This window comes from Streptomyces sp. NPDC043996 (genome assembly GCF_056435225.1).
Genome location: NZ_JBWKEY010000005.1, coordinates 23,382 through 43,309 on the forward strand (window position 1 = coordinate 23,382; position 19,928 = coordinate 43,309).

Genomic DNA, 19,928 nt, shown 5'->3' on the forward strand with positions numbered 1-19,928 from the left:
CGATGACCGCTGACCTCTCTCCCGACCGGCGCCTGGGCCGCGCCCTGGCCAGCCTGCGCGGACTGGCGGTGGGAGACGCGCTGGGCTCCCAGTTCTTCCCGCCCGCGCGCTACCCCCTGCTCAAGCGGCGCGAGCTGCCGGACGGTCCCTGGCCGTGGAGCGACGACACCGAGATGGCCTGCTCCGTGCTGGCGGTCCTCGCCGCTCACGGCAGGATCGACCAGGACGCGCTCGCCTGGTCCTTCGCCGAGCGCCAGAACGCCGACCGGGGGTACGGCCCGGCCGTGAACCGCCTCCTGGAGCAGGTCCGCGGCGGCGGGGACTGGCGGGAGCTCGCCTCGGCCCTGTTCAAGGGGCAGGGGTCCTGGGGCAACGGCGCCTCCATGCGGATCGCGCCGCTCGGCGCCTGGTACGCCGACGACCCCGAGCAGGCCACCCATCAGGCGGAGATCTCCGCCTACCCGACGCATCAGCACCGGGAGGCCGTGGTCGGTGCGATGGCGGTCGCCGCCGCGTCGGCACTGGCGGCGGACCCCGCGGGCCCGCCGACCTCCAAGGCGCTCCTTGACGGCGTCATCGCGCTGGTGCCGCGCAGCGCCGTGGGTGCGGGGCTGCGGCGGGCCCGGGACATGCTGGACTACGACGACGCGGGGACGGTCGCCGCCGTCCTGGGCTGCGGTCGCCGTACGACCGCGCATGACACGGTGCCCTTCGCGCTCTGGTCGGCCGCTCGCGCGCTCGGCGACTACGAGCGGGGGTTCTGGACGACCGTGGGCGTCGGCGGTGACGTGGACACCACCTGCGCGATCGTCGGGGGAGTCGTCGCGGCCACCGCCACCGGGGCGCCGCCCGCGAGCTGGCTGGAGCGCACGGAAGCGCTGCCCGAGTGGGTGCCGGTCGCGTCTGTCTGACGCGTGCGGCCGGTCGGTAGCGTGCGACCGGTCGGAGGCGGGGGCCTGGCCGTGGTGCTGGGCCTGGTTGCCGCGCCGAGCCCCTGAGGTGTGCCGGGTCGGTCTCGCTGTCGCGGGTGGCGGCCCGGCACACACGGTCCCTGTCAGCCCGCCGAGGGGCCCGCGGCGCTCGCCGTACCCGCCAGCGCGTCCAGGTCGCTCTTGCGTACGCGGATGACCACCAACGCGGTCAGCAGGGCGAGCACAGCCATGCCGACGGCGGGGAGGAAGGCCGTGGAGATGCCTTTGGACAGCACCTCGTGACCCCAGGGTGCCGGGAGCTCGTGGGACTTGGTGAACGCGGCCTTCTGCTCCGGTGAGGCCTTCGCCATGAAGTCCGGCAGCTGATCCTTGGCCTCGTCCCGGCTCGCCGTGCCGAAGACGGTGGTCAGGATGGAAAGACCGAGGGAGCCACCCACCTGCTGCGTAGCGTTGAGCAGGCCGGAGGCGGCACCGGCCTCGTGGACCGCGACGCCGGACACCGCGGTCAGGGTCAGCGTCACGAAGTTCAGCCCCATGCCGAAGCCGAACAGCAGCATCGGACCGAGCACCCCACTGGCGTACGAGCTGTCCGGAGTGATGAAGGTCTGCCAGCCGAGCCCCAGAGCGACGATCGTCGAGCCCGTCACCATGAAGGGCTTGGGCCCGAGGACCGGCAGCAGCCGCTGTGAGAGCCCTGCGCCGATCACGATCGCGACCGTGACAGGCAGGAACGCGAGGCCCGCCTCGATGGGGGTGTAGTCCAGGACGTTCTGGACGAAGAGCACGATGAAAAAGAACATGCCGAACATCGCCGCAGCCAGGCTCAGCATGATCAGGTAGGTGCCTGACCGGTTGCGGTCGGCGAACATCCTGAGCGGAGTGATGGGTTCCTTGGCCCGGCTCTCGATGAGGACGAACGCGATCAGCAGGACGACGGACGCGCCGAACGAAGCCAGCGTGAGCCCGTCCCGCCAGCCGTCCTCCGATGCCCTGATGAACCCGTAGACCAGCGCGGCCATACCGGCCGTCGAGGTCAGGGCACCCACGAAGTCGAAGCGGCCCGGATGGCGCTCGGACTCGCTGATGTACAGGGGGGTCAGGAAGGCGATCAGGACGCCGATGGGGACGTTCACGAACAGCACCCAGCGCCAGTCGAGCCACTCCGTGAGCATGCCGCCCGCCAGGAGGCCGATGGCGCCGCCGCCCGCGGAGACGGCCGCGAACACACCGAACGCGCGGTTTCGCTCCGGGCCCTCGGGGAACGTCGTCGTGATCAGTGCCAGCGACGTGGGCGACGCGATCGCGCCGCCGACACCCTGAAGGGCGCGCGCGGCCAGCAACTGCCAGGGTTCCTGCGCGAACCCGCCGAGGAGCGAGGCGAGCGTGAACAGCAGGATGCCCGCCATGAAGACCCGGCGCCGCCCCAGGATGTCCCCCGCGCGCCCGCCGAGAAGCAGCAGGCCACCAAAGGTGAGGGTGTAGGCGCTGACGACCCAAGTGAGGTCTGTTGTCGAGAAGTTGAGCGCGTCCTGAATGTGCGGAAGCGCGATGTTCACAATCGTCGCGTCCAGTACCACCATGAGTTGGCAGGCGGCGATGATGGTGAGGGCCACGCCGGGGCGTCCTTCCCGGCGGGCGGCGCCGGGCTTTTGATCTTGCGCTAACTGAGAGGTTGTCACTATGGATCCCCCACAAGTGCGTTAGTGAACGCATCCGTTCACTGTCGCGTCCCACGGTAGTGAACCCCGGACAGTGAACGCAACCGTTCACTGAGGGCTGCCTTGATGCTCAACGGAGAGATGCAGATGGTTACTTCGCGCTGGAAGACCGCTTCCGCTCAGGCGGTCTCCTCGCGCCGTCGAGGTCCCGTGCTGGAGCGCGCGATCCTCGAATCCGCGCTGGAGCAGCTCAGCACGGTCGGCTGGAGCGGTCTGACGATGGAGGGTGTGGCTGCGGGCGCGCAGACCGGCAAGGCGGCGGTGTACCGCCGCTGGCCGTCCAAGGAGGACCTCGTCGTTCAGGCCCTGCAAGTCGGACTACCCAAGCTCGACGAGGTGCCGGACTGCGGCGGCGTCCGGGAGGACCTCCTGCAACTGTGCCGCCAGATGCGCACGGCGATGACCTCGCGCCCCGGCCACGCTTTGCGGGCGGTGCTTCACGAATGCGACACGGCGGCCGCCGAGCGCTTTCATGGAGTGATCGTCGAAGGGGTCATCGAGCCCAGTGTGGAACTCATCCGACAGGTCCTGCGCCGTGGAATCGAGCGCGGAGAGGTCCGTTCCGGGGCGATGGGCGCATACGTCTGCGATGTGATTCCGGCCATGATGATGTATCGCACCAAGGTGTGCGGGAGCGAATGGTCCGACGAGGAATTCACCGACCTCATCGACCAGGTCATGGTCCCGCTGCTGCGCCCGTAGGTCCGCCGAGCCCGGTGTCATCGCTCGTACGCCATGAGTCCGCGGGTCCGGCTTGAGCCCGTGAGCCCGGTGTAAGTCCGTGAGCCTGCCTCGCGCACTGGGCCGCGCCGCCTGTGCGCCGTGGCGAGCTGGGCGGGGTCGCGGCTCGCCACGGCGCGCAGGTGCCAGGCGTGAGCCGCGCGGACGGGGGCGCGGGCGCGCGCGGCCGCCCCGGACGGGCCCGTCGCGCGGGCGTGGGGCACTTTGGCGCGAACCCGCCCGGCGCTCGGCGAACCGGGGTGTCGCGAGTGGTCATCGGCGGCGTACGCTGTCAGGCGCCATGCCGTACGAAGCACCCACCCACACCGTCGAGCGCTCCTTGCGCGCCACCACCGGAGCGAAGATCGTCGCCGGTGTCGACGAAGTCGGACGCGGAGCGTGGGCGGGCCCGGTCACCGTCTGCGCGGCGGTCACGGGACTGCGCAGGCCGCCAGCCGGGCTCACTGACTCCAAGCTGATCAGCCCCAAGCGGCGGACGGAACTCGCCGAGGAGCTGCTGGGCTGGGTCACGTCCCACGCGCTGGGGCACGCGTCCCCCGAGGAGATCGACGACCTGGGGATGACGGCCGCCCTGCGGCTCGCCGCGGTGCGCGCCCTGGAAGCGCTGCCGGTCCGACCGGAAGCGGTCATTCTCGACGGGAAGCACGACTACCTCGGGTCCCCGTGGCGGGTCCGTACGGTGATCAAGGGCGACCAGTCCTGTGTGGCCGTCGCCGCGGCGTCGGTGATCGCCAAGGTTCAGCGCGACAAAATGATGGCCGAACTGGGCATCGAACATGCAGACTTCGGTTTTGCGGCCAACGCCGGCTATCCGTCACCGGTGCACAAGGCCGCGCTGGCGGAACGGGGGCCCACTCCGTACCACCGGCTTTCGTGGGCGTATCTTGATGCGCTGCCCCAGTGGCGGCACCTCAAGAAAGCCCGCAGCTGGGCGGAGGGAAACGTTCCGGAAATCGAGGGCCAGCTCGGCTTTGATTTTTGATGTTTTCCGCAGTTCCGGTCGCACTCATGTGCCACCCGCCGACGCGCATCGCATCGGCGTTTGATAGACAACTACGCATGCCTCTCATTCCCGAGGAGCCTCAGATTCACGAGAGTGCCCAGGGTCCCCGCGTCACTCCGGCCAATGGCCGCACCGCGCCGACCCCCCGCCCCGTACCCGGTCCGCGTCCCGCGGCTCCGTCGCGACCCGGCCGTCCGGGTCCCGCGCGGCCGATGCCGCCCGCGCAGCGCGCGACGCGCGAACCGGCCGTCAAGCCCGGGCCGCAGGCCCAGGCCGTCAAGCCGGAGCCGACCGCTCCGGCTGCCCCTGAAGCCTCCGCCGCCGCGGTTCCGCAGATCCAGCTGATCCCGGCTTCCGCCGAAGGCGCCATCGACGCCGCCGAGGAAGCCGTCGACCTGCTGCTCGACACGGGCCGCGCCCCCGGCGACATCCTGGTGATCACCACGGGCGAGCCGCACCCGTGGGCCACCCACGAGCTGTCCTTCGGCGACGCCGCCTACTGGGCCCAGCACGACGCCGGTGACGACGTCTTCTACGCCGACGCCGCCGCCCTGGACCGTGCCGCCACCCGCCCCGTGGTCGTGGTGGCGCTGAACGGCGGCAGCGAGCAGACGGCGGTAGCCGCCCTGCCGAAGGCCCTCACCCGGGCTGGCAGCGTGCTGATCGTCTGCGGTGATCCGCAGCACATCAACGCCATGCTGGGCGCGGGCGTCTGACGCTCCCGCCCGGCCCCGGCAGGGCAGACAGTGGTGGGGAGCCGCGGTCCGGGGGCGCGATGCGCCCGGTCGCGGCACCGGACGCCGTGGCACGGTGCGGTGTGTGACGCATGAGGCGCATGCGCCGCGTGCGACACATGCACCGCACCCACCGTGTGGCACGCTGTGGGCCGCGTCACGCCGCACACACCGTGTGATCCTGTCGGTGCTCGGTGCTCGGTGCTCGGTGCTCGGTGCTCGGTGCTCGGTGCTCGGTGCTCGGTGTGCTCGCTCGGGCCCGTGCGGATCATCCGGCCCCGCCATGCCTGGTGCGGCGCGGTCGTCAGCATGCCGGACGCGCTACGGCGTCGACGTAAGGCCGCCTTGCTGCCGCATGCGCCAGGCGCGGTGCGGCCGGAAGTCGATCCTCACCCGAGCTGATCCGATCCCTACCGTGCCGCCACGCGCCGTAACATCTCCGACGCCGCACCGCCCGTACGAGGCTGCGGGGGTTCACCCCGCGGGGCGCCGACCGCACCCATCTGATCCTCGGGTGACGACGTGGCACTTGGCCGACGGCCTCCGCGGCCTTCGCCGAGCACTTGCCAGCCCTCCCGGGTCAGCGTGATGTACGCCCCGCACCGCAGCCCGTGCAACGTACAAGCGTCCCGCAGCCCCCACATCCACGCCCCGTCCTCCTGCGTCCAACGCGCGTCCCCGTCCCGGCAGTAGAGGAGCACAGCGGTCCGCACGGGGGTGCGCCGCCGCAGGTCATGCGGGATGACCCGGCGCAACTGGGCGAGCAGGGCATTGCGGAACACCCAGCCATCCACCGCGCTCTCCCGACGCGCGAACGAGGCCGATGCCCGCACCCGCTCCTCCGGATCGAGCACGGCCACGATCGCGGTGGCCGGTGTGGGTCGGTGCCGGGTGTGCAGACCGCTCACGACCTCGCGCGGATTCCGGAGCAGAGGGATCTCGGCGGCTGACCACTGAGAAGGCTCGAGCATGCGGGTCGGCTGCGGGCTGCCATCGGGCATCGCGGCGGTGGTCAGGGAATCCGACGACGTGGATGCCGATGTGGACGGAGCGAATCCGAAGGTCACGATCCTCCCTTCGGCTACGCGCCCCTACACAGGGCGGGGGTCGGACTGGGGGAGCGCACCGCGGCACAGCCCTACCGGACCACGAGGGAGCCACGCGGGGAGCGCTGCCAATTCTTCCCGTCGTACTGGCTTGCGGCAACGAGCAATTGAAGCCGCTGACCAGTATCCGGTGATACGTCTCGCATATCCCTGCCCAGTGCGGCCCACGATGATGCGGGCGTCACCCTTGCACGGCCAGGACCAGCGGCAACACCCCCTCGGCGCCAGCCCGCCGGAGCATGCGCGCGGCCACCGCGAGCGTCCAGCCGGTCTCTGTCGCGTCGTCGACCAGGAGCACGGGTCCGGCCGCTGACTGGAGCGCCGAAGCCAGCGCGGGCGGGACCGTCAGGGAGCCGTCCAGAGCGCGCAGGCGCTGGGCGCTGTTGCTCCGTGGCACTCGTGTGTCCGCCGCCTCAGCCGCGTACTCGAGTGAGCCGAGCAGCGGCAGGCGGCCGATCTCCGCGATCCGCGCACCGAGTGACTGGATCAGCTGGGGCTTGGAACGCGAGGGCATGGTGACCACGCCGATGGGGCGAGGGCCGGCGTCGGGAGCGCCCGGGGCCCAGCCGCCAGGTCCCTTCGCCCAGTCGGCCAGCACCTCCACCACCGCCTTCGTGACGTCGTCGGGCACCGGGCCGTCCGGCGCCTGGGACCCGAGCATCGGACGGAGCCGGTTGCCCCAGCCGATGTCCGACAGTCGGCCGAGGGCCCGCCCCGGCGAGGCCTGTTCCCCGGCCGGGATACGACCCTTGAGGGTCATGCCCACGGCGGCGAGACCGGTGGGCCACATCTTGCGGGGCTCGACCTCGACTCCCGGGCGGGCGAGCTCGCCGCGCGCCGAATCCAGTGCCGTGGACGACACGGCGTCGTCGAAGCGGCTGCCCCCGCAGTTGTCGCAGCGCCCGCACGGTGCGGCTTCCTCGTCGTCCAGCTGGCGCCGCAGGAACTCCATGCGGCAGGAAGTGGTCGTGGCGTACTCGCGCATGGCCTGCTGCTCGGCCTGGCGCTGCTTGGCGACCCAGGCGTAGCGCTCGGTGTCGTACGTCCAGGGCTGGCCCGTCGCGATCCAGCCGCCCTGGACGCGCCGGACCGCGCCGTCGACGTCGAGGACCTTCAGCATCGTCTCCAGCCGTGATCTGCGCAGCTCGACGAGGGGCTCCAGCGCGGGCAGGGACAGCGGGCGGTCCGCCTGCGCCAGGACGTCCAAGGTGCGGCGCACCTGCTCCTCGGGCGGGAAGGCGAGCGAGGCGAAGTAGTTCCAGATCGCCGAGTCCTCCTGGCCGGGCAGGAGCAGCACCTCGGCGTGGTCGACGCCACGGCCCGCGCGGCCCACCTGCTGGTAGTAGGCGATCGGCGAGGACGGGGAACCGAGGTGGATGACGAACCCGAGGTCGGGCTTGTCGAACCCCATCCCCAGAGCTGACGTCGCGACCAGGGCCTTCACGCGGTTGGCGAGCAGATCCTCCTCGGCCTGCTGCCGGTCCGCGTTCTCCGTCTTCCCGGTGTACGAGGTGACGGTGTGGCCGCGCTGCCGGAGGTAGGCGGTGACCTCCTCGGCGGCGGCGACGGTGAGGGTGTAGATGATTCCGGAACCCGGCAGCTCGTTGACGTGGTCCGCCAGCCAGGCCAGACGGTGCGCCGCGTTCGGGAGCTGGAGCACACCGAGGCTGAGGCTCTCCCGGTCGAGGGGACCCCTGAGCACGAGGGCGTCCGATCCGCCGCCGGTGCCGAGCTGATCGGCGACGTCCGCGGTCACGCGGGCGTTGGCCGTCGCCGTCGTCGCAAGGACCGGGACGCCGGGCGGGAGGTCGGCCAGCATCGTCCGTAGTCGGCGGTAGTCGGGGCGGAAGTCGTGGCCCCAGTCGGAGATGCAGTGCGCCTCGTCGACGACCAGCAGGCCGGTCGCCGCTGCGAGCTTGGGCAGGACCTGATCGCGGAAGTCCGGGTTGTTGAGCCGCTCCGGGCTGACCAGCAGCACGTCCACGTCACCCGCGGCCACCTCGGCCTGGATGGTGTCCCACTCCTCGGTGTTGGACGAGTTGATCGTGCGGGCGCGGATGCCGGCCCGTGCCGCCGACTCCACCTGGTTCCGCATCAGTGCGAGCAGCGGCGAGACGATCACTGTCGGGCCGCCGCCTCGCTGCCGCAGCAGGGCCGTCGCGACGAAATACACCGCCGACTTGCCCCATCCCGTGCGCTGCACGACGAGCGCGCGCCGCTTGTCGGCGACCAGGGCCTCGATCGCCCGCCACTGGTCTTCGCGCAGGCGAGGGCCGTCCGGCGGCGGGGACCCGTCGGAGGTGGGGGAGGCGCCGCCGACGAGGCGGGCGAGAATGGCGTCGGCCGCCGTGCGCAGCTCTTCGTTGCTCATGACTCCATGCAACCCGATGGGTCTGACATCCGGCGAACTCGACCGCCGGATTGTGGATAAGTCTTGGCGTGTCCCTGGTCAGGGTTATCCACAGGCTCAACCGGAGCGTGTCATTCCGGTGCAGAGTCGGCGCATGACGAATCGCAGCGAACCAGCCGACTCGATCGACGAGACCGTGGTCACCCTCCGCACGCCCGCCGAACTGGCCGACGCCTTGCCGTACTTGCTTGGCTTCAAGCCCGAGAACAGCGTCGTCCTCATCGCCCTGCACGGCCCGCGCGGCCGCTTCGGTGGGCGGGTCCGACTCGGAGTGCCGCAGCGCGCGGAGGATTGGCCGCCAGTCGCCGAGCAGCTGGCCCAATGCCTCGTGAGCGGCGGCGAGCGGCGTGAGGCCCGGCCCGACGGAGCAGTCGCCTTCCTCTGCCAGGAGCCGGACGTGTTCGCGGGGGACACTTCCGGGCGCCAGGTCATGGAGCGTCTCAGGCCGCTGGCCCAGGCGCTGCGCACGGAGTGCGGCAGCCTGGACGTCCCGGTACTGGAAGTGGTGTGCGTCTCCGACGGCCGTTTCTGGACGTACTGCTGCCCGGACCAGCGCTGCTGCCCGCCGGAAGGCGTCCCCCTGCTCCCCGCGGGCACCTCCGTGCTGGCCGCGGCCACCGCCTACGCGGGCTTCCAGGTCGGGCCGGGACAGGGGCGGATCAGGACTCGCCTCACGCCCTGGCGGACCGCGGCCGCGGCCGATCAGGCGCGAGCTCTGCACCACACGGCCTGTGTACTCGTGCCCAGGTTCCTCGGGGAGGGCGGCCAGGCCGAAGTCGCCTCCGAGACGCTCAGCTTGGCCCGACGCGTGATGGAGCGCCTCGCGGCCGCGGCCCCCCTCGCGGACACGCGTGAAGCGGACGCCCAGGACGACGAACTGATCCGCGTCGACGAAGCCGCCGCGTTGATCCTCGGACTCCAGGACCGCACCACACGCGATCGCGCGGCGGAGTGGATGGAAGGCGAGGAGGCGGCCCCGGCGCTCAGGCTGTGGCGCGCGCTGGCACGGCGCTGCGTCGGAGAGTTCGGGCAGCACGCGGCCGCGCCACTGACACTCGCGGGGTGGGTCGCCTGGTCCCTCGGTGATCTCGCCGAGGGACAGGAAGCCCTGACCATGGCACTGATCGCCGACCCGCACTATGCCTTCGCCCTGCTCCTCCACCCGGTGTGCAGCATGGACGGGGATCCGGAACCGATCCGGCGCATTCTGCGAGGCGAGCGCTTCGAGCGGGGCGGGTACTCGGAAACCTCCGAGCGGGTCGAGCCCTCCGAACGGGTCTGGTCCTCCGAGCGGGGCGAGCGCTCAGAGCGGGCCGCGATGGCGGCGCAGACGAGCCCTGATCACTCGCAACCGTCGGGCGACACTGAGTCCTGGGAACTCCCTGGATCACCGGAAACCAGGCCTCCCGGAATCTCGCCCGAGCCCACGGGCGCCCTGGACTCCCCGCCCTCGGGTCACCCCGACCCCATGGATCACCCGGATCACCCGGACACCCCGCACTGTGCGGACACCCCGGAGTGCCCGGACACCCTGAACCGCGCCGACGCTGTGGACCACGCGGTCCCCAGCGCGGGCGTCAGGGCCGCACCTCGCGGTCGCCGCCGCCCTTCCCGTGCCTCCGGCCCCGGCTCGCGCGGCGGCGAGAGCGCGGGCACGGGGCCGCGGAACCGACAGCGCACGACCCGGCGCGGCACGAGGAACAGCAGGTGACTCGGCCCGCCGGGCAACGCCCGAAGTGGTCCGTGCTGGCGCGTGGGGCGCTGGTCGCCGCGCGATCACGCGGCCGGATGGGCGGCTTCTTGGAACACATGCGTGACTTGGAGCGCCCCCACACCGTTCACCTGAGTGGCGGTACCCGCGTCCGGGCCGTGCCGCTGTTCCGCGACCGAGTCTCCGTAGCGCAGAGAACGCAGAAGTGGCTGTCCCATGTCCGTTCCCGCCTCGCATCCTGTCTCCCCCAGGCCCGAGAGGGCCGACGGCACGGAGCCGCACGGCTTCCGGGCACCCGCACCGGTTCCCCGACGCCCGCCCACCGGCCCAGCACCCGGGACGCCACGTCCCACCGCACTGCCACCCGTGCACGACGCACTGGTCTGCGTCGCTCTGCCCGCGCTCGCGGTCTCCACGGACCAGGGGCAGCTGAACGGCCGTGGGCTGGAAGGGTTCTATCGCGCGGGCCGACGGATGCTGTCCCGCTGCCAGGTCCGCGTGGCCGGTCGGGAGCCGGTCGCGGTACAGGCGCGGATGCTGTCGGCGGACAGCGCCCGCTTCGTGGCGACGCTCCTCCCCTCAGCGGACGGAGGCCCGGACCCGGACATCGTCGTCGAGCGGACCCGGCACGCCGACGGCACGGAGAGGATCACCCTGCACAGCTCCGCCAGCCGACCCCTGAGGCTGCCGGTCGAGGTGTCACTGGGGACGGACCTCGCGGAGCTCGGCGCGGTCGCGTCCGGCCGTGCCGGTCCCGAACTGCCCGCCAGCGTCCACGACTCCGGCATGCGCTGGTCCTCAGGCCAGGGCCACTGCGTGGTCACGGCCGTCCCGGCACCGAAAGACGCGCTGGCATCGGCGGGGCTGCTGCGCTGGGAAGTGCACCTGCCGCCGGGAGGCAGCCAGAGCGTGGAACTGCGGGTGCGCCCGCACGGCGCGGGCCCTCTGAGAGCGGTCGGCCAGGGCGTGGCCAGCCCGCTGTCCGCCGCCCAGGCGACGGGAGACGACCCCGCCGTCCAGCGCCTGCTGGACACCTCGATGGCGGACCTGCGAGCCCTGCTGCTGCGCGACCCCGCCCACCCCGCGGATGTGTACGTGGCGGCTGGCGCGCCCTGGCGCTGCGGCCGCGCGCCCGCGGAGGCCCTCACGGCGGCCCGGATGACGCTGCCGCTCGGCACCCGGCTCGCGGAGGGCACGCTGCGTGCCCTGGCCCGCGACCAGCTCACCGCCCCCGGGCCACGGGCAGGCATGATCCCGGGGCCGATGAGGGACACAGGCCCCCACCTTCCACCCGGCTGCACGGGAGTCGAGGCCACCCTCCTGTTCCCGGCCCTCCTGGCCGAGGCCTGGCGCTGGGGCATGCCGCAGGCCGACGTGACGGAGCTGCTGCCCCCGGCGGAGCGATGCCTGAGCTGGCTCCTCGGCGCCGCGACGAGCGGGGGGTTCGTGCGGGACACCCATCCCGACGCCCCTTCCTCCGGTCCTGTCCGCTGCGAGACACAGGCCCACGCGCACCGGGCAGCCCTGCTGGGCGCCGACCTGCTCGACGCGCACGGACGCCCGGGCGGCGCGGACCTGCGGCAGTGGGCGGAACGGTTGCGAGCCCGTTTCCGGGAGCGGTTCTGGGTGCCGGACCGTACGGGTGGCAGGCCCGCCACGGCGCTCCACATCGATGGGCGGCCCTTGGCGCACCTGACCGGGGGCGCGGCCCACCTACTGGACACCGGTCTGCTCGGCTCAGGCGAGCTTGCCCCGGGCTTGCTCGACAAGGTGCAGACCGAGCAGGTCGCGAGGCTGCTGGGAGGACCGGCCATGGACTCGGGCTGGGGCCTGCGCAGCCTGGGCGCGAAGGAGGCGGCGTACAACCCCTTCGGGCACCGTGGCGGAGCGGTGCGTGTGCACGAGACGGCCGTCGCCGTCGCGGGCCTGGCCGCGGCGGGATACGAGAAGGAGGCCGGGTCCCTGCTGCGAGGAGTGCTCGACGCCGCGGCGGTGTTCGGGTTCAGGCTGCCGGAGATGTACGGCGGTGAGCAGCGGGTGGCGGACGGCGTGCCGCTGCCCCATCCCGCGGCCTGCCGCCCCGCGGCTGTCAGCGCGGCGGCCGGAGTCCACCTTTTGACGGTGCTCGCCGGTATTCGTCCGGACGCGCCAACGGGCACGGTGACGCTGCGGCCGGTCCGTAGCGCCCCCTTGGGCGAGCTCGGGCTGACGGCTCTGCGGGTGTCGGGCGCTCCGTTCTCGGTGCGTGTCAGTCGGCTCGGCCTGGCCATGGTCGAGGAAGCGGCCGACGGGCTGCAGTTGGGGGTGTGATGTCGCTGAGCGCGGGTGTACGGACAGTGACGGGCCGTACGGGAGGCTCCTGGGGATCGGGGCTGGAACCAGATGGCGTAGGAGGTGTTTATCGTCAGGCAGACGACTATGATCGCGGCATGTCGCCCTACGACCCGTCGGCCTTCCCGCCCTTCGCTGTCACCGTCGATCTGGTCGTGCTGACCGTGCGCCGCCACGCCCTGTGCGCGCTGGCCGTGCGCCGTGGTGAGCCGCCGTTCCAGGGACGTTGGGCGCTGCCCGGTGGGTTCGTGCGAGCGGATGAGGACCTGTCGGCGGCGGCAGCGCGCGAGCTGGCGGAGGAGACGGGGCTCTGCGCACACGACCCGGACAGCCCGGTCCAGGCCAATGGCGCACACCTTGAGCAACTGGCGACCTACGGCGACCCGAAGCGCGATCCCAGGATGCGCGTCGTCAGCGTCGCCCACCTGGCGCTCGCACCGGATCTGCCGGCGCCCCGGGCGGGCGGCGACGCGCACAGCGCGCGCTGGGCCCCGGTCGAGGCCCTGCTCCACCAAGGCGGGTACGGCCGCGAGGGAGAGCAGGCCGCGCCGCTCGCGTTCGACCACGCGCAGATCCTCTCGGACGGCGTGGAACGCGCGCGCTCGAAGATCGAATACTCGTCACTGGCCACGGCGTTCTGCCCGCCGGAGTTCACGGTCGGTGAGCTGCGTCGCGTGTACGAGGCCGTCTGGGGCGTCGCCCTCGACCCGCGCAACTTCCATCGCAAGGTGACGGGCACCCCAGGCTTCCTCGTGCCCACGGGCGGCACGACGACCCGCCAGGGCGGCCGCCCGGCTCAGCTCTTCCGGGCCGGGGGCGCGACGCTCCTCAACCCTCCGATGCTGAGACCCGACGCCTGATCCCGAGTCTGGATCACCGCTTCTCGCCTGCCGGAACAAGGCCGCGGCTGACGCGCGCGGCGCGCATCCTCGGTGAAAAGCCGGAAATGTCGCGTTATCTTGCTGCGGTACCCACGGGGTTCGTCCGTCCCCGATCCGGCGGACTCGCCCCGGCCGCCGCGCGGTCGCACCTGCTGCGAGAGAAGCGATGATCCAGGCCATCGGACTGACCAGCAACCCCCGCAAGGACCTCCCGCCCGCCGTCGACGATGTGTCCTTCGCGGCGCGGACGGGACAGGTCACCGCCCTCCTCGGTGCTCATGGTGCGGGCAAGACAACGACGCTCAGGCTGGCGCTCGAACTCCAACAGGGGCGCGGCGTCGCCTATTTCAGGGGGCGCCCGCTGCACCGCATCGCCCATCCCTCGCGCGAAGTGGGCGTCCTGCTCGGCGAGGTGCCCGGCCACCCGGCCCGTTCGGTCCGGGGGCACCTGCGCATGCTGTGCGCCGCCGTCGGCGCGCCCGTCGCGCGCGCCGATGTCGTGCTTGAGGCTGTCGGGCTCGTCAGCCTGCGCGACCAGCGCCTCGGCACGCTCTCGCGCGGCATGGACCGTCGCCTCGGGCTCGGCTGCGCGTTGCTCGCGGACCCGCACACGCTCGTTCTGGACGGACCCGTCGACGGGCTTTCGGTCCGGGAGGGCGAGTGGCTGCACGGCGTCCTGCGCGACCATGCCACACGGGGCGGGACCGTCCTGTTCACCACGGACGACGCCAAGGAGGCCGCGAGGGTCGCCGACAGGGTGGTCACGCTGGACGCGGGGCGACTGGTCGCCGATCAGGGCGCGGCGGAGTTCGCCCGCACCCGGCTCAGGCCGCGCGTCGCCGTCCGCAGCCCGCACGCGGCGCGCCTCGCCGCTCTGCTGGCCAAGGAGGCCCGCTCGCACCGGCGGTCCGTGGAGGTGGTGCGGGAGGACGGCAGCAGGCTGTCGGTGTACGGGAGCACGTGCGGAGAGGTGGGGGAGACCGCGTTCCGGCACGGCATCCTCGTCCATCAACTCGCTGATGAGGTCGGGGACGCGGGCCCCTCCCTGACCGATGAGACCCGGGAGCCCGAACCGAGGCGGGAGGAGGGCCGTGGGCCTGGACCCGTGTCGGCCCCACATGGCGCGTCGGCGCGAGGGGACGACTCGGTCTCGAGCGAGCCTCCCAAGCCGGGCACGTCCACCACGGGGCTTGGCGGGACAGCTGGTGAGGCTGACACGGCGGCCGGAAGCCCGTCAGAGGCGACGCGTGACGCACCGGTGGCAGACGCTGGCCGCGAGGAGCCGTCGGAGCGCCCGCCCGTGACGGCCTCCGCCCTGGGTGCGCCGGACCGCGCAGCCGCGTCCGCACCCGCTCATGCGGCGGCTCCCCTGTCGCCCCTGCCCCCTCCCATCGCCCTCCGCGCGGCCCCGAACCCGCTGCGCCCCCTGCGCTATGAGGTGCGCCGCGCGGTCGGTGTCGGTGCGGGATACCTCACGACGGCCGCCGTCCTCGCCGTCTCCGCGCTTCTGTGTCTGTTCCTCGCCCGAACCGGCCACACGCCGCAGGTCTACCTGCTGGCGGCCTGGCCCGAGGAGTTGCCCTTGCCGCCCGCTGCCCTCGGCGCCGGGCTGCTCGGCGCGCTGGCCTTCGGCGAGGAGTTCCGCCACCCCGCTCTGGCGGCGGACCGCGGGACCGTGCCCCGTCGCCTCGGCCTGCTCACCGCGAAGCTCGCTGTCGCCGCCGTCACCGCACTGCTGCTGGCCGGGCTCACCGTGGGGTGCGACGCCGCGCTGCTCCACCTGGTATACGGATACGAGCTCGCGGAAGTTCCCCCGGACTGGCTTTCGGCGAGCGCGAGTTGGATCGCCCTCATGATCGGCTGCGCGTGGGCCGGCGTCCTGGCGGCTGGAGTCTTCCGGTCCACCCCCGCTGGGCTCGCGGCCGTGCTGGCGGTGCCGATCGTCGTCGTACCGCTCGTACAAAAGGCGCTGGAGGGCCCGTCTGTGCGATCGGCGGCCGGGTTTCCGGGGCGGCTGCGTGAGCTCGCGCTGGTCGATTGGCCGTTCGGGGCCGAGCGGTATCTGGCCGGAGCGCTCCGGGTGATCGCCCAACCCGTAGGTAGCGCGCTGATGTTGTCGCTCACTGTGCTGCTCTGCGCGTATGTGCTGACGGGGATGCGGGGCAGGGTCCGCTGACGGCCTTCTGGCGCCTTTGGGGCCCGAGCTGTGCGCAAGTCTTCGCGGAGCAGCCACTTCTTTCCGATAAGGCGTCAATTGCAGCGAGGTAAGCGATCACCCTTTCGTGTGCTTTTCACCAAAGACCTCAAGGGACTTGAGGGCCAGGCCGACAACTGAATCCGTGAGTACCCTTGCGCACACCATGATGACCACCGCCCGTACCGCAGACGCCGGCCTCGCCGGTCCGACGGGCGACCTCGACCGCTACCCCTACGCGGAGACCCACGGCGCCGACCGCGTAGTGGCACCCGCCTGGGACGGCGCCGACCAGGACCTGGGCCGCGTAGGCCGACGGGCGGCGGGCAACCGCGGCCGCGGACTGCACGGCCAACTCGTCCAGCAGCTGGGCCAGATGATCGTTTCCGGGGACCTCGGCGCCGACCGGCCGCTCGTCCCCGAGGAGATCGGCCAGCGGTTCGAGGTCTCCCGCACCGTCGTCCGCGAATCGCTGCGCGTGCTCGAGGCCAAGGGCCTCGTCAGCGCTCGCCCCAACGTCGGCACCCGCGTGCGCCCGGTCAGCGACTGGAACCTGCTCGACCCGGACATCATCGAGTGGCGGGCGTTCGGACCGCAGCGCGACGACCAGCGTCGCGAACTCAGCGAGCTGCGGTGGACCATCGAGCCGCTGGCGGCCCGGCTGGCCGCCGGACACGGCCGCGAGGAAGTGCAGCAGCGGCTCTCCGACATGGTCGAGATCATGGGGCACGCCCTCGGCCAGGGCGACTCGATCACCTTCGCCCGCGCCGACGCCGAGTTCCACGCGCTGCTCATCCAGGTCGCGGGCAACCGCATGCTGGAGCACCTCTCCGGCATCGTCTCGGCCGCGCTCCACGTCTCCGGCGGACCCGTCACCGGCTGTGACCGCCCCACTGAGGCTTCGCTGGCCCACCACGCCCGGATCGCCGACGCCCTCGCCGCGGGTGACGGAGCCGCCGCCGAAGCCGCCATGCGCCAGCTCCTCACCGTCCACCCGGAGGTGGAGCGGGTCGTGCCCGCTCCTCGCGAGCACTGACCGCGCAGCCGCGTCGGCACCGCAGCCGTGCGCGCCGCGCAGCATCGTTTCGCTGCTCCGACTTCCGCTGACCTCTCCTCCGTCGCCGGGCTTTCCGGGCCCTTCCAGGGGCCGGGAGCCCGGCGACGCGGACATGGAGGCCGCGAAACCCTGGCGATCACGCCAGGGAGGTGGTGGGGTGGAGGGGGACGGCACGGCGGGACGCGTGCTCCGGAAGCGAGAAGCGCGCTTTCGGCCGGGAGGGATGCACCCTCCCGCCTGGTTCTGTGCGCTTCCAACTGGTTGATGGTTGAAGCTCCCGTCACCCCTTGGTTGAATCCTGGTCGATTTTGACCGCGTCTAGGTGTTTTTAGACGCATACGGGGTGTGACTCGGGCCACGTAGATTGGGCGTAACGCTCCCACGGACAGCGCGATGACCTAAGAGGTGACAGCCGAGGAGGGAATACAGCAGTCGTTCACGACGCTGTGCAGCTCCATGGCCCCGCCCGCGCCGTCGGCCCAATCCCCAGCCGCCGGTCGTCGGCTCCGATCCATGGTGGACGGGGCCGGAAGTCGTTTTCCAACGTTCCGAGAGGTTGTTCGTGTCGGCCAGCACATCCCGTACGCTCCCGCCGGAGATTGCCGAATCCGTCTCTGTGATGGCGCTCATCGAGCGGGGAAAGGCTGATGGGCAGATCGCCGGCGACGACGTGCGTCGTGCCTTCGAAGCTGACCAGATCCCGGCCACTCAGTGGAAGAACGTTCTGCGCAGCCTCAACCAGATCCTCGAGGAAGAGGGTGTGACGCTGATGGTCAGTGCCGCGGAGCCGAAGCGCCCCCGCAAGAGCGTCGCAGCGAAGAGTCCGGCCAAGCGCACCGCGACGAAGACGGTCGCGGCCAAGACCACCACCACGAAGCCCGCCACCGCCACAGCCGCCGCGAGGCCGGTCGGTGAAGGCGTGGCTGAGGACGGCACGGCCATCAAGAAGGCCGCCGCTAAGAAGACGACGGCCAAGAAGGCCGCTACGAAGAAGACCGCCGCCAAGAAGACGACGGCGAAGAAGACCGCCTCCAAGAAGGAGGCCGGTGAGCTCCTGGACGAGGAGGGCACCGAGGAGACCCCCACCGTGGGCAAGCCCGGCGAGGGCGAGCCTGCGGAAGAGGGCGCTCAGGGCTTCGTACTCTCCGACGAGGACGAGGACGACGCGCCCGCGCAGCAGGTCGCCGCGGCCGGCGCCACCGCCGACCCGGTCAAGGACTACCTGAAGCAGATCGGCAAGGTCCCCCTGCTCAACGCCGAGCAGGAGGTCGAGCTCGCCAAGCGCATCGAGGCGGGCCTGTTCGCCGAGGACAAGCTGGCCAACGCCGACAAGCTCGCCCCCAAGCTCAAGCGCGAGCTGGAGATCATCGCTGAGGACGGCCGTCGCGCCAAGAACCACCTCCTGGAGGCCAACCTCCGCCTCGTGGTCTCCCTGGCCAAGCGCTACACGGGCCGCGGCATGCTCTTCCTGGACCTCATCCAGGAGGGCAACCTCGGTCTGATCCGCGCGGTCGAGAAGTTCGACTACACCAAGGGCTACAAGTTCTCCACGTACGCCACCTGGTGGATCCGTCAGGCGATCACCCGTGCCATGGCCGACCAGGCCCGCACCATCCGTATCCCGGTGCACATGGTCGAGGTCATCAACAAGCTCGCGCGCGTGCAGCGCCAGATGCTCCAGGACCTGGGCCGTGAGCCCACCCCGGAGGAGCTGGCCAAGGAACTCGACATGACCCCGGAGAAGGTCATCGAGGTCCAGAAGTACGGCCGGGAGCCCATCTCCCTGCACACTCCGCTGGGCGAGGACGGCGACAGCGAGTTCGGTGACCTCATCGAGGACTCCGAGGCCGTTGTCCCGGCCGACGCCGTCAGCTTCACGCTCCTCCAGGAGCAGCTGCACTCCGTCCTCGACACGCTCTCCGAGCGTGAGGCGGGCGTCGTCTCCATGCGCTTCGGTCTCACTGACGGTCAGCCGAAGACCCTCGACGAGATCGGCAAGGTCTACGGAGTGACGCGTGAGCGCATCCGCCAGATCGAGTCGAAGACGATGTCGAAGCTGCGTCACCCGTCGCGCTCGCAGGTCCTGCGCGACTACCTGGACTAGGTCTCAGCGCCTCAGAAGGGCCCGGTGCCTCCCCAGGGGAGGCACCGGGCCCTTCGTCCGTCTGCGTGGCACGCATGCGGCACGTGTGACGTTCGTTGACTCTGGGTAGGCGATGGCAACCCAGAGTGAGGAGATCGCATGCGTCGTCCCTTCGCCCGAGCGCTGGCGGGAACGCTGGTCCTAGGGGCCGCGGCGGCCGTGCTGCCGCTGGCTTCCCCGCCCCCCGCGGCGGCCGACAGCGTGATCGTCGGCGGCAGGCCCGTGCGCGTGGCCGACAGCCCGTGGGTGGTGGCGCTGGCCAGCCGTGCCCAGTTCGGGGGTACGCGGTCCGGGCAGTTCTGCGGCGGTGTGCAGATCTCCCCTTCGACGGTGCTCACGGCCGCCCACTGCATGGGCGAGGACGTGCTCGGGGTGCCTCTCAAGGGCATGCAGGACCTGATGGTCATCTCAGGCCGCGAGGATCTGCGCACCGATGCCGGGAGCGAGATTCCGGTACGCAGCGTCTGGATCAATCCGGAGTACAACGCCTATACGAACGCCGGTGACGTCGCGGTGCTGAGGCTGTCCCGGCCGCTGCCCGAGGCGCGCACGATCCGGATGGCGGGCGCAGGGGACGCCGCGTACAAGCCCGGCACCAAGGCCGAGGTCTACGGCTGGGGCGATGCGACGGGGCTCGGTAACTACGCGCGCACGCTGCGTTCCGCGAGCGTGACGGTCTTCTCGGACGCGGTGTGCGAGCAGGCCTACGAGGGCAGCGTGGACGGCACGTACACCGCGTCGTCGATGGTGTGCGCGGGCGAGTCGGCGGGCGGGCGGGACGCCTGTCAGGGCGACAGCGGAGGGCCGTTGGTGGCGCAAGGCCGACTCATCGGGCTCGTGTCGTGGGGGAGCGGCTGCGGCCGGGCGGGGAGTCCCGGGGTCTATACGCGGGTCTCGGACGTCGTCCGGCTCATGAAGCGGTTCGGATGAGGCCGGGTGGCCGGGAGCCCGGAGGGCGCTTCCTGGG

At 71.7% G+C, this 19,928-nt stretch carries 14 protein-coding genes; 11 read left to right on the forward strand and 3 right to left on the reverse strand.

The window, feature by feature from the left end:
• The first annotated feature begins 2 nt into the window (after window positions 1-2).
• Complete coding sequence (locus AC07A4_RS14350) at window positions 3-911, forward strand: ADP-ribosylglycohydrolase family protein (RefSeq protein WP_478597589.1); 909 nt, start codon at window positions 3-5, stop codon at window positions 909-911.
• 143 nt (window positions 912-1,054) lie between these two features.
• On the opposite strand, the gene AC07A4_RS14355 is transcribed toward AC07A4_RS14350, so the two are convergent.
• Window positions 1,055-2,611 (reverse strand): MFS transporter, encoded by a 1,557-nt coding sequence (locus AC07A4_RS14355; protein WP_478597591.1) that lies wholly within the window; start codon window positions 2,609-2,611, stop codon window positions 1,055-1,057.
• Between the two features lie 126 nt (window positions 2,612-2,737).
• On the opposite strand from AC07A4_RS14355, the gene AC07A4_RS14360 reads away from it, so the two are divergent.
• The 3 genes from AC07A4_RS14360 (at window position 2,738) to AC07A4_RS14370 (ending at window position 5,110) form a co-directional block, all read left to right on the forward strand.
• Window positions 2,738-3,352: a TetR/AcrR family transcriptional regulator gene (locus tag AC07A4_RS14360; RefSeq protein ID WP_478598887.1), complete on the forward strand. Its 615-nt coding sequence runs from the start codon at window positions 2,738-2,740 to the stop codon at window positions 3,350-3,352.
• A 319-nt stretch (window positions 3,353-3,671) separates the two neighbouring features.
• Window positions 3,672-4,373, forward strand: coding sequence for a ribonuclease HII (locus AC07A4_RS14365; protein WP_478597594.1), 702 nt, complete (start codon window positions 3,672-3,674; stop codon window positions 4,371-4,373).
• 77 nt (window positions 4,374-4,450) lie between these two features.
• Window positions 4,451-5,110, forward strand: a complete 660-nt coding sequence (locus AC07A4_RS14370; protein WP_478597597.1) for a hypothetical protein — start codon at window positions 4,451-4,453, stop codon at window positions 5,108-5,110.
• Between the two features lie 428 nt (window positions 5,111-5,538).
• Here the strand turns inward: AC07A4_RS14370 and AC07A4_RS14375 are convergent, their stop codons facing one another.
• Window positions 5,539-6,195 carry a hypothetical protein gene (locus AC07A4_RS14375; protein WP_478597600.1) on the reverse strand — a complete coding sequence of 219 codons (657 nt, stop codon included), beginning with the start codon at window positions 6,193-6,195 and terminating at the stop codon, window positions 5,539-5,541.
• Window positions 6,196-6,415: 220 nt separating this feature from the next.
• The gene (locus AC07A4_RS14380) at window positions 6,416-8,605 is read right to left on the reverse strand and encodes a RecQ family ATP-dependent DNA helicase (protein WP_478597602.1); all 2,190 of its coding nucleotides are present in this window, start codon (window positions 8,603-8,605) and stop codon (window positions 6,416-6,418) included.
• Between the two features lie 133 nt (window positions 8,606-8,738).
• Between AC07A4_RS14380 and AC07A4_RS14385 the strand changes: the two genes are divergently transcribed.
• From AC07A4_RS14385 to AC07A4_RS14415, 7 genes are all read left to right on the forward strand, one after another.
• Entirely contained in the window at window positions 8,739-10,355 is a 1,617-nt protein-coding gene (locus AC07A4_RS14385) for a DUF4192 domain-containing protein (protein ID WP_478597605.1), read from the forward strand.
• Window positions 10,356-10,571: 216 nt separating this feature from the next.
• Window positions 10,572-12,665, forward strand: a complete 2,094-nt coding sequence (locus AC07A4_RS14390; protein WP_478597607.1) for a glycogen debranching N-terminal domain-containing protein — start codon at window positions 10,572-10,574, stop codon at window positions 12,663-12,665.
• A 119-nt stretch (window positions 12,666-12,784) separates the two neighbouring features.
• Window positions 12,785-13,546, forward strand: coding sequence for an NUDIX hydrolase (locus AC07A4_RS14395; RefSeq protein WP_478597610.1), 762 nt, complete (start codon window positions 12,785-12,787; stop codon window positions 13,544-13,546).
• Window positions 13,547-13,733: 187 nt separating this feature from the next.
• Entirely contained in the window at window positions 13,734-15,743 is a 2,010-nt protein-coding gene (locus AC07A4_RS14400) for an ABC transporter ATP-binding protein (protein ID WP_478597613.1), read from the forward strand.
• A gap of 163 nt (window positions 15,744-15,906) precedes the next feature.
• On the forward strand, window positions 15,907-16,797 hold the full coding sequence (locus AC07A4_RS14405; protein ID WP_478597615.1) for a FadR/GntR family transcriptional regulator: 891 nt from the start codon (window positions 15,907-15,909) through the stop codon (window positions 16,795-16,797).
• A gap of 577 nt (window positions 16,798-17,374) precedes the next feature.
• Window positions 17,375-18,922, forward strand: a complete 1,548-nt coding sequence (locus AC07A4_RS14410; protein ID WP_478597617.1) for an RNA polymerase sigma factor — start codon at window positions 17,375-17,377, stop codon at window positions 18,920-18,922.
• Between the two features lie 138 nt (window positions 18,923-19,060).
• Window positions 19,061-19,891, forward strand: coding sequence for a S1 family peptidase (locus AC07A4_RS14415; RefSeq protein WP_478597619.1), 831 nt, complete (start codon window positions 19,061-19,063; stop codon window positions 19,889-19,891).
• The last annotated feature ends 37 nt before the right edge of the window (window positions 19,892-19,928 follow it).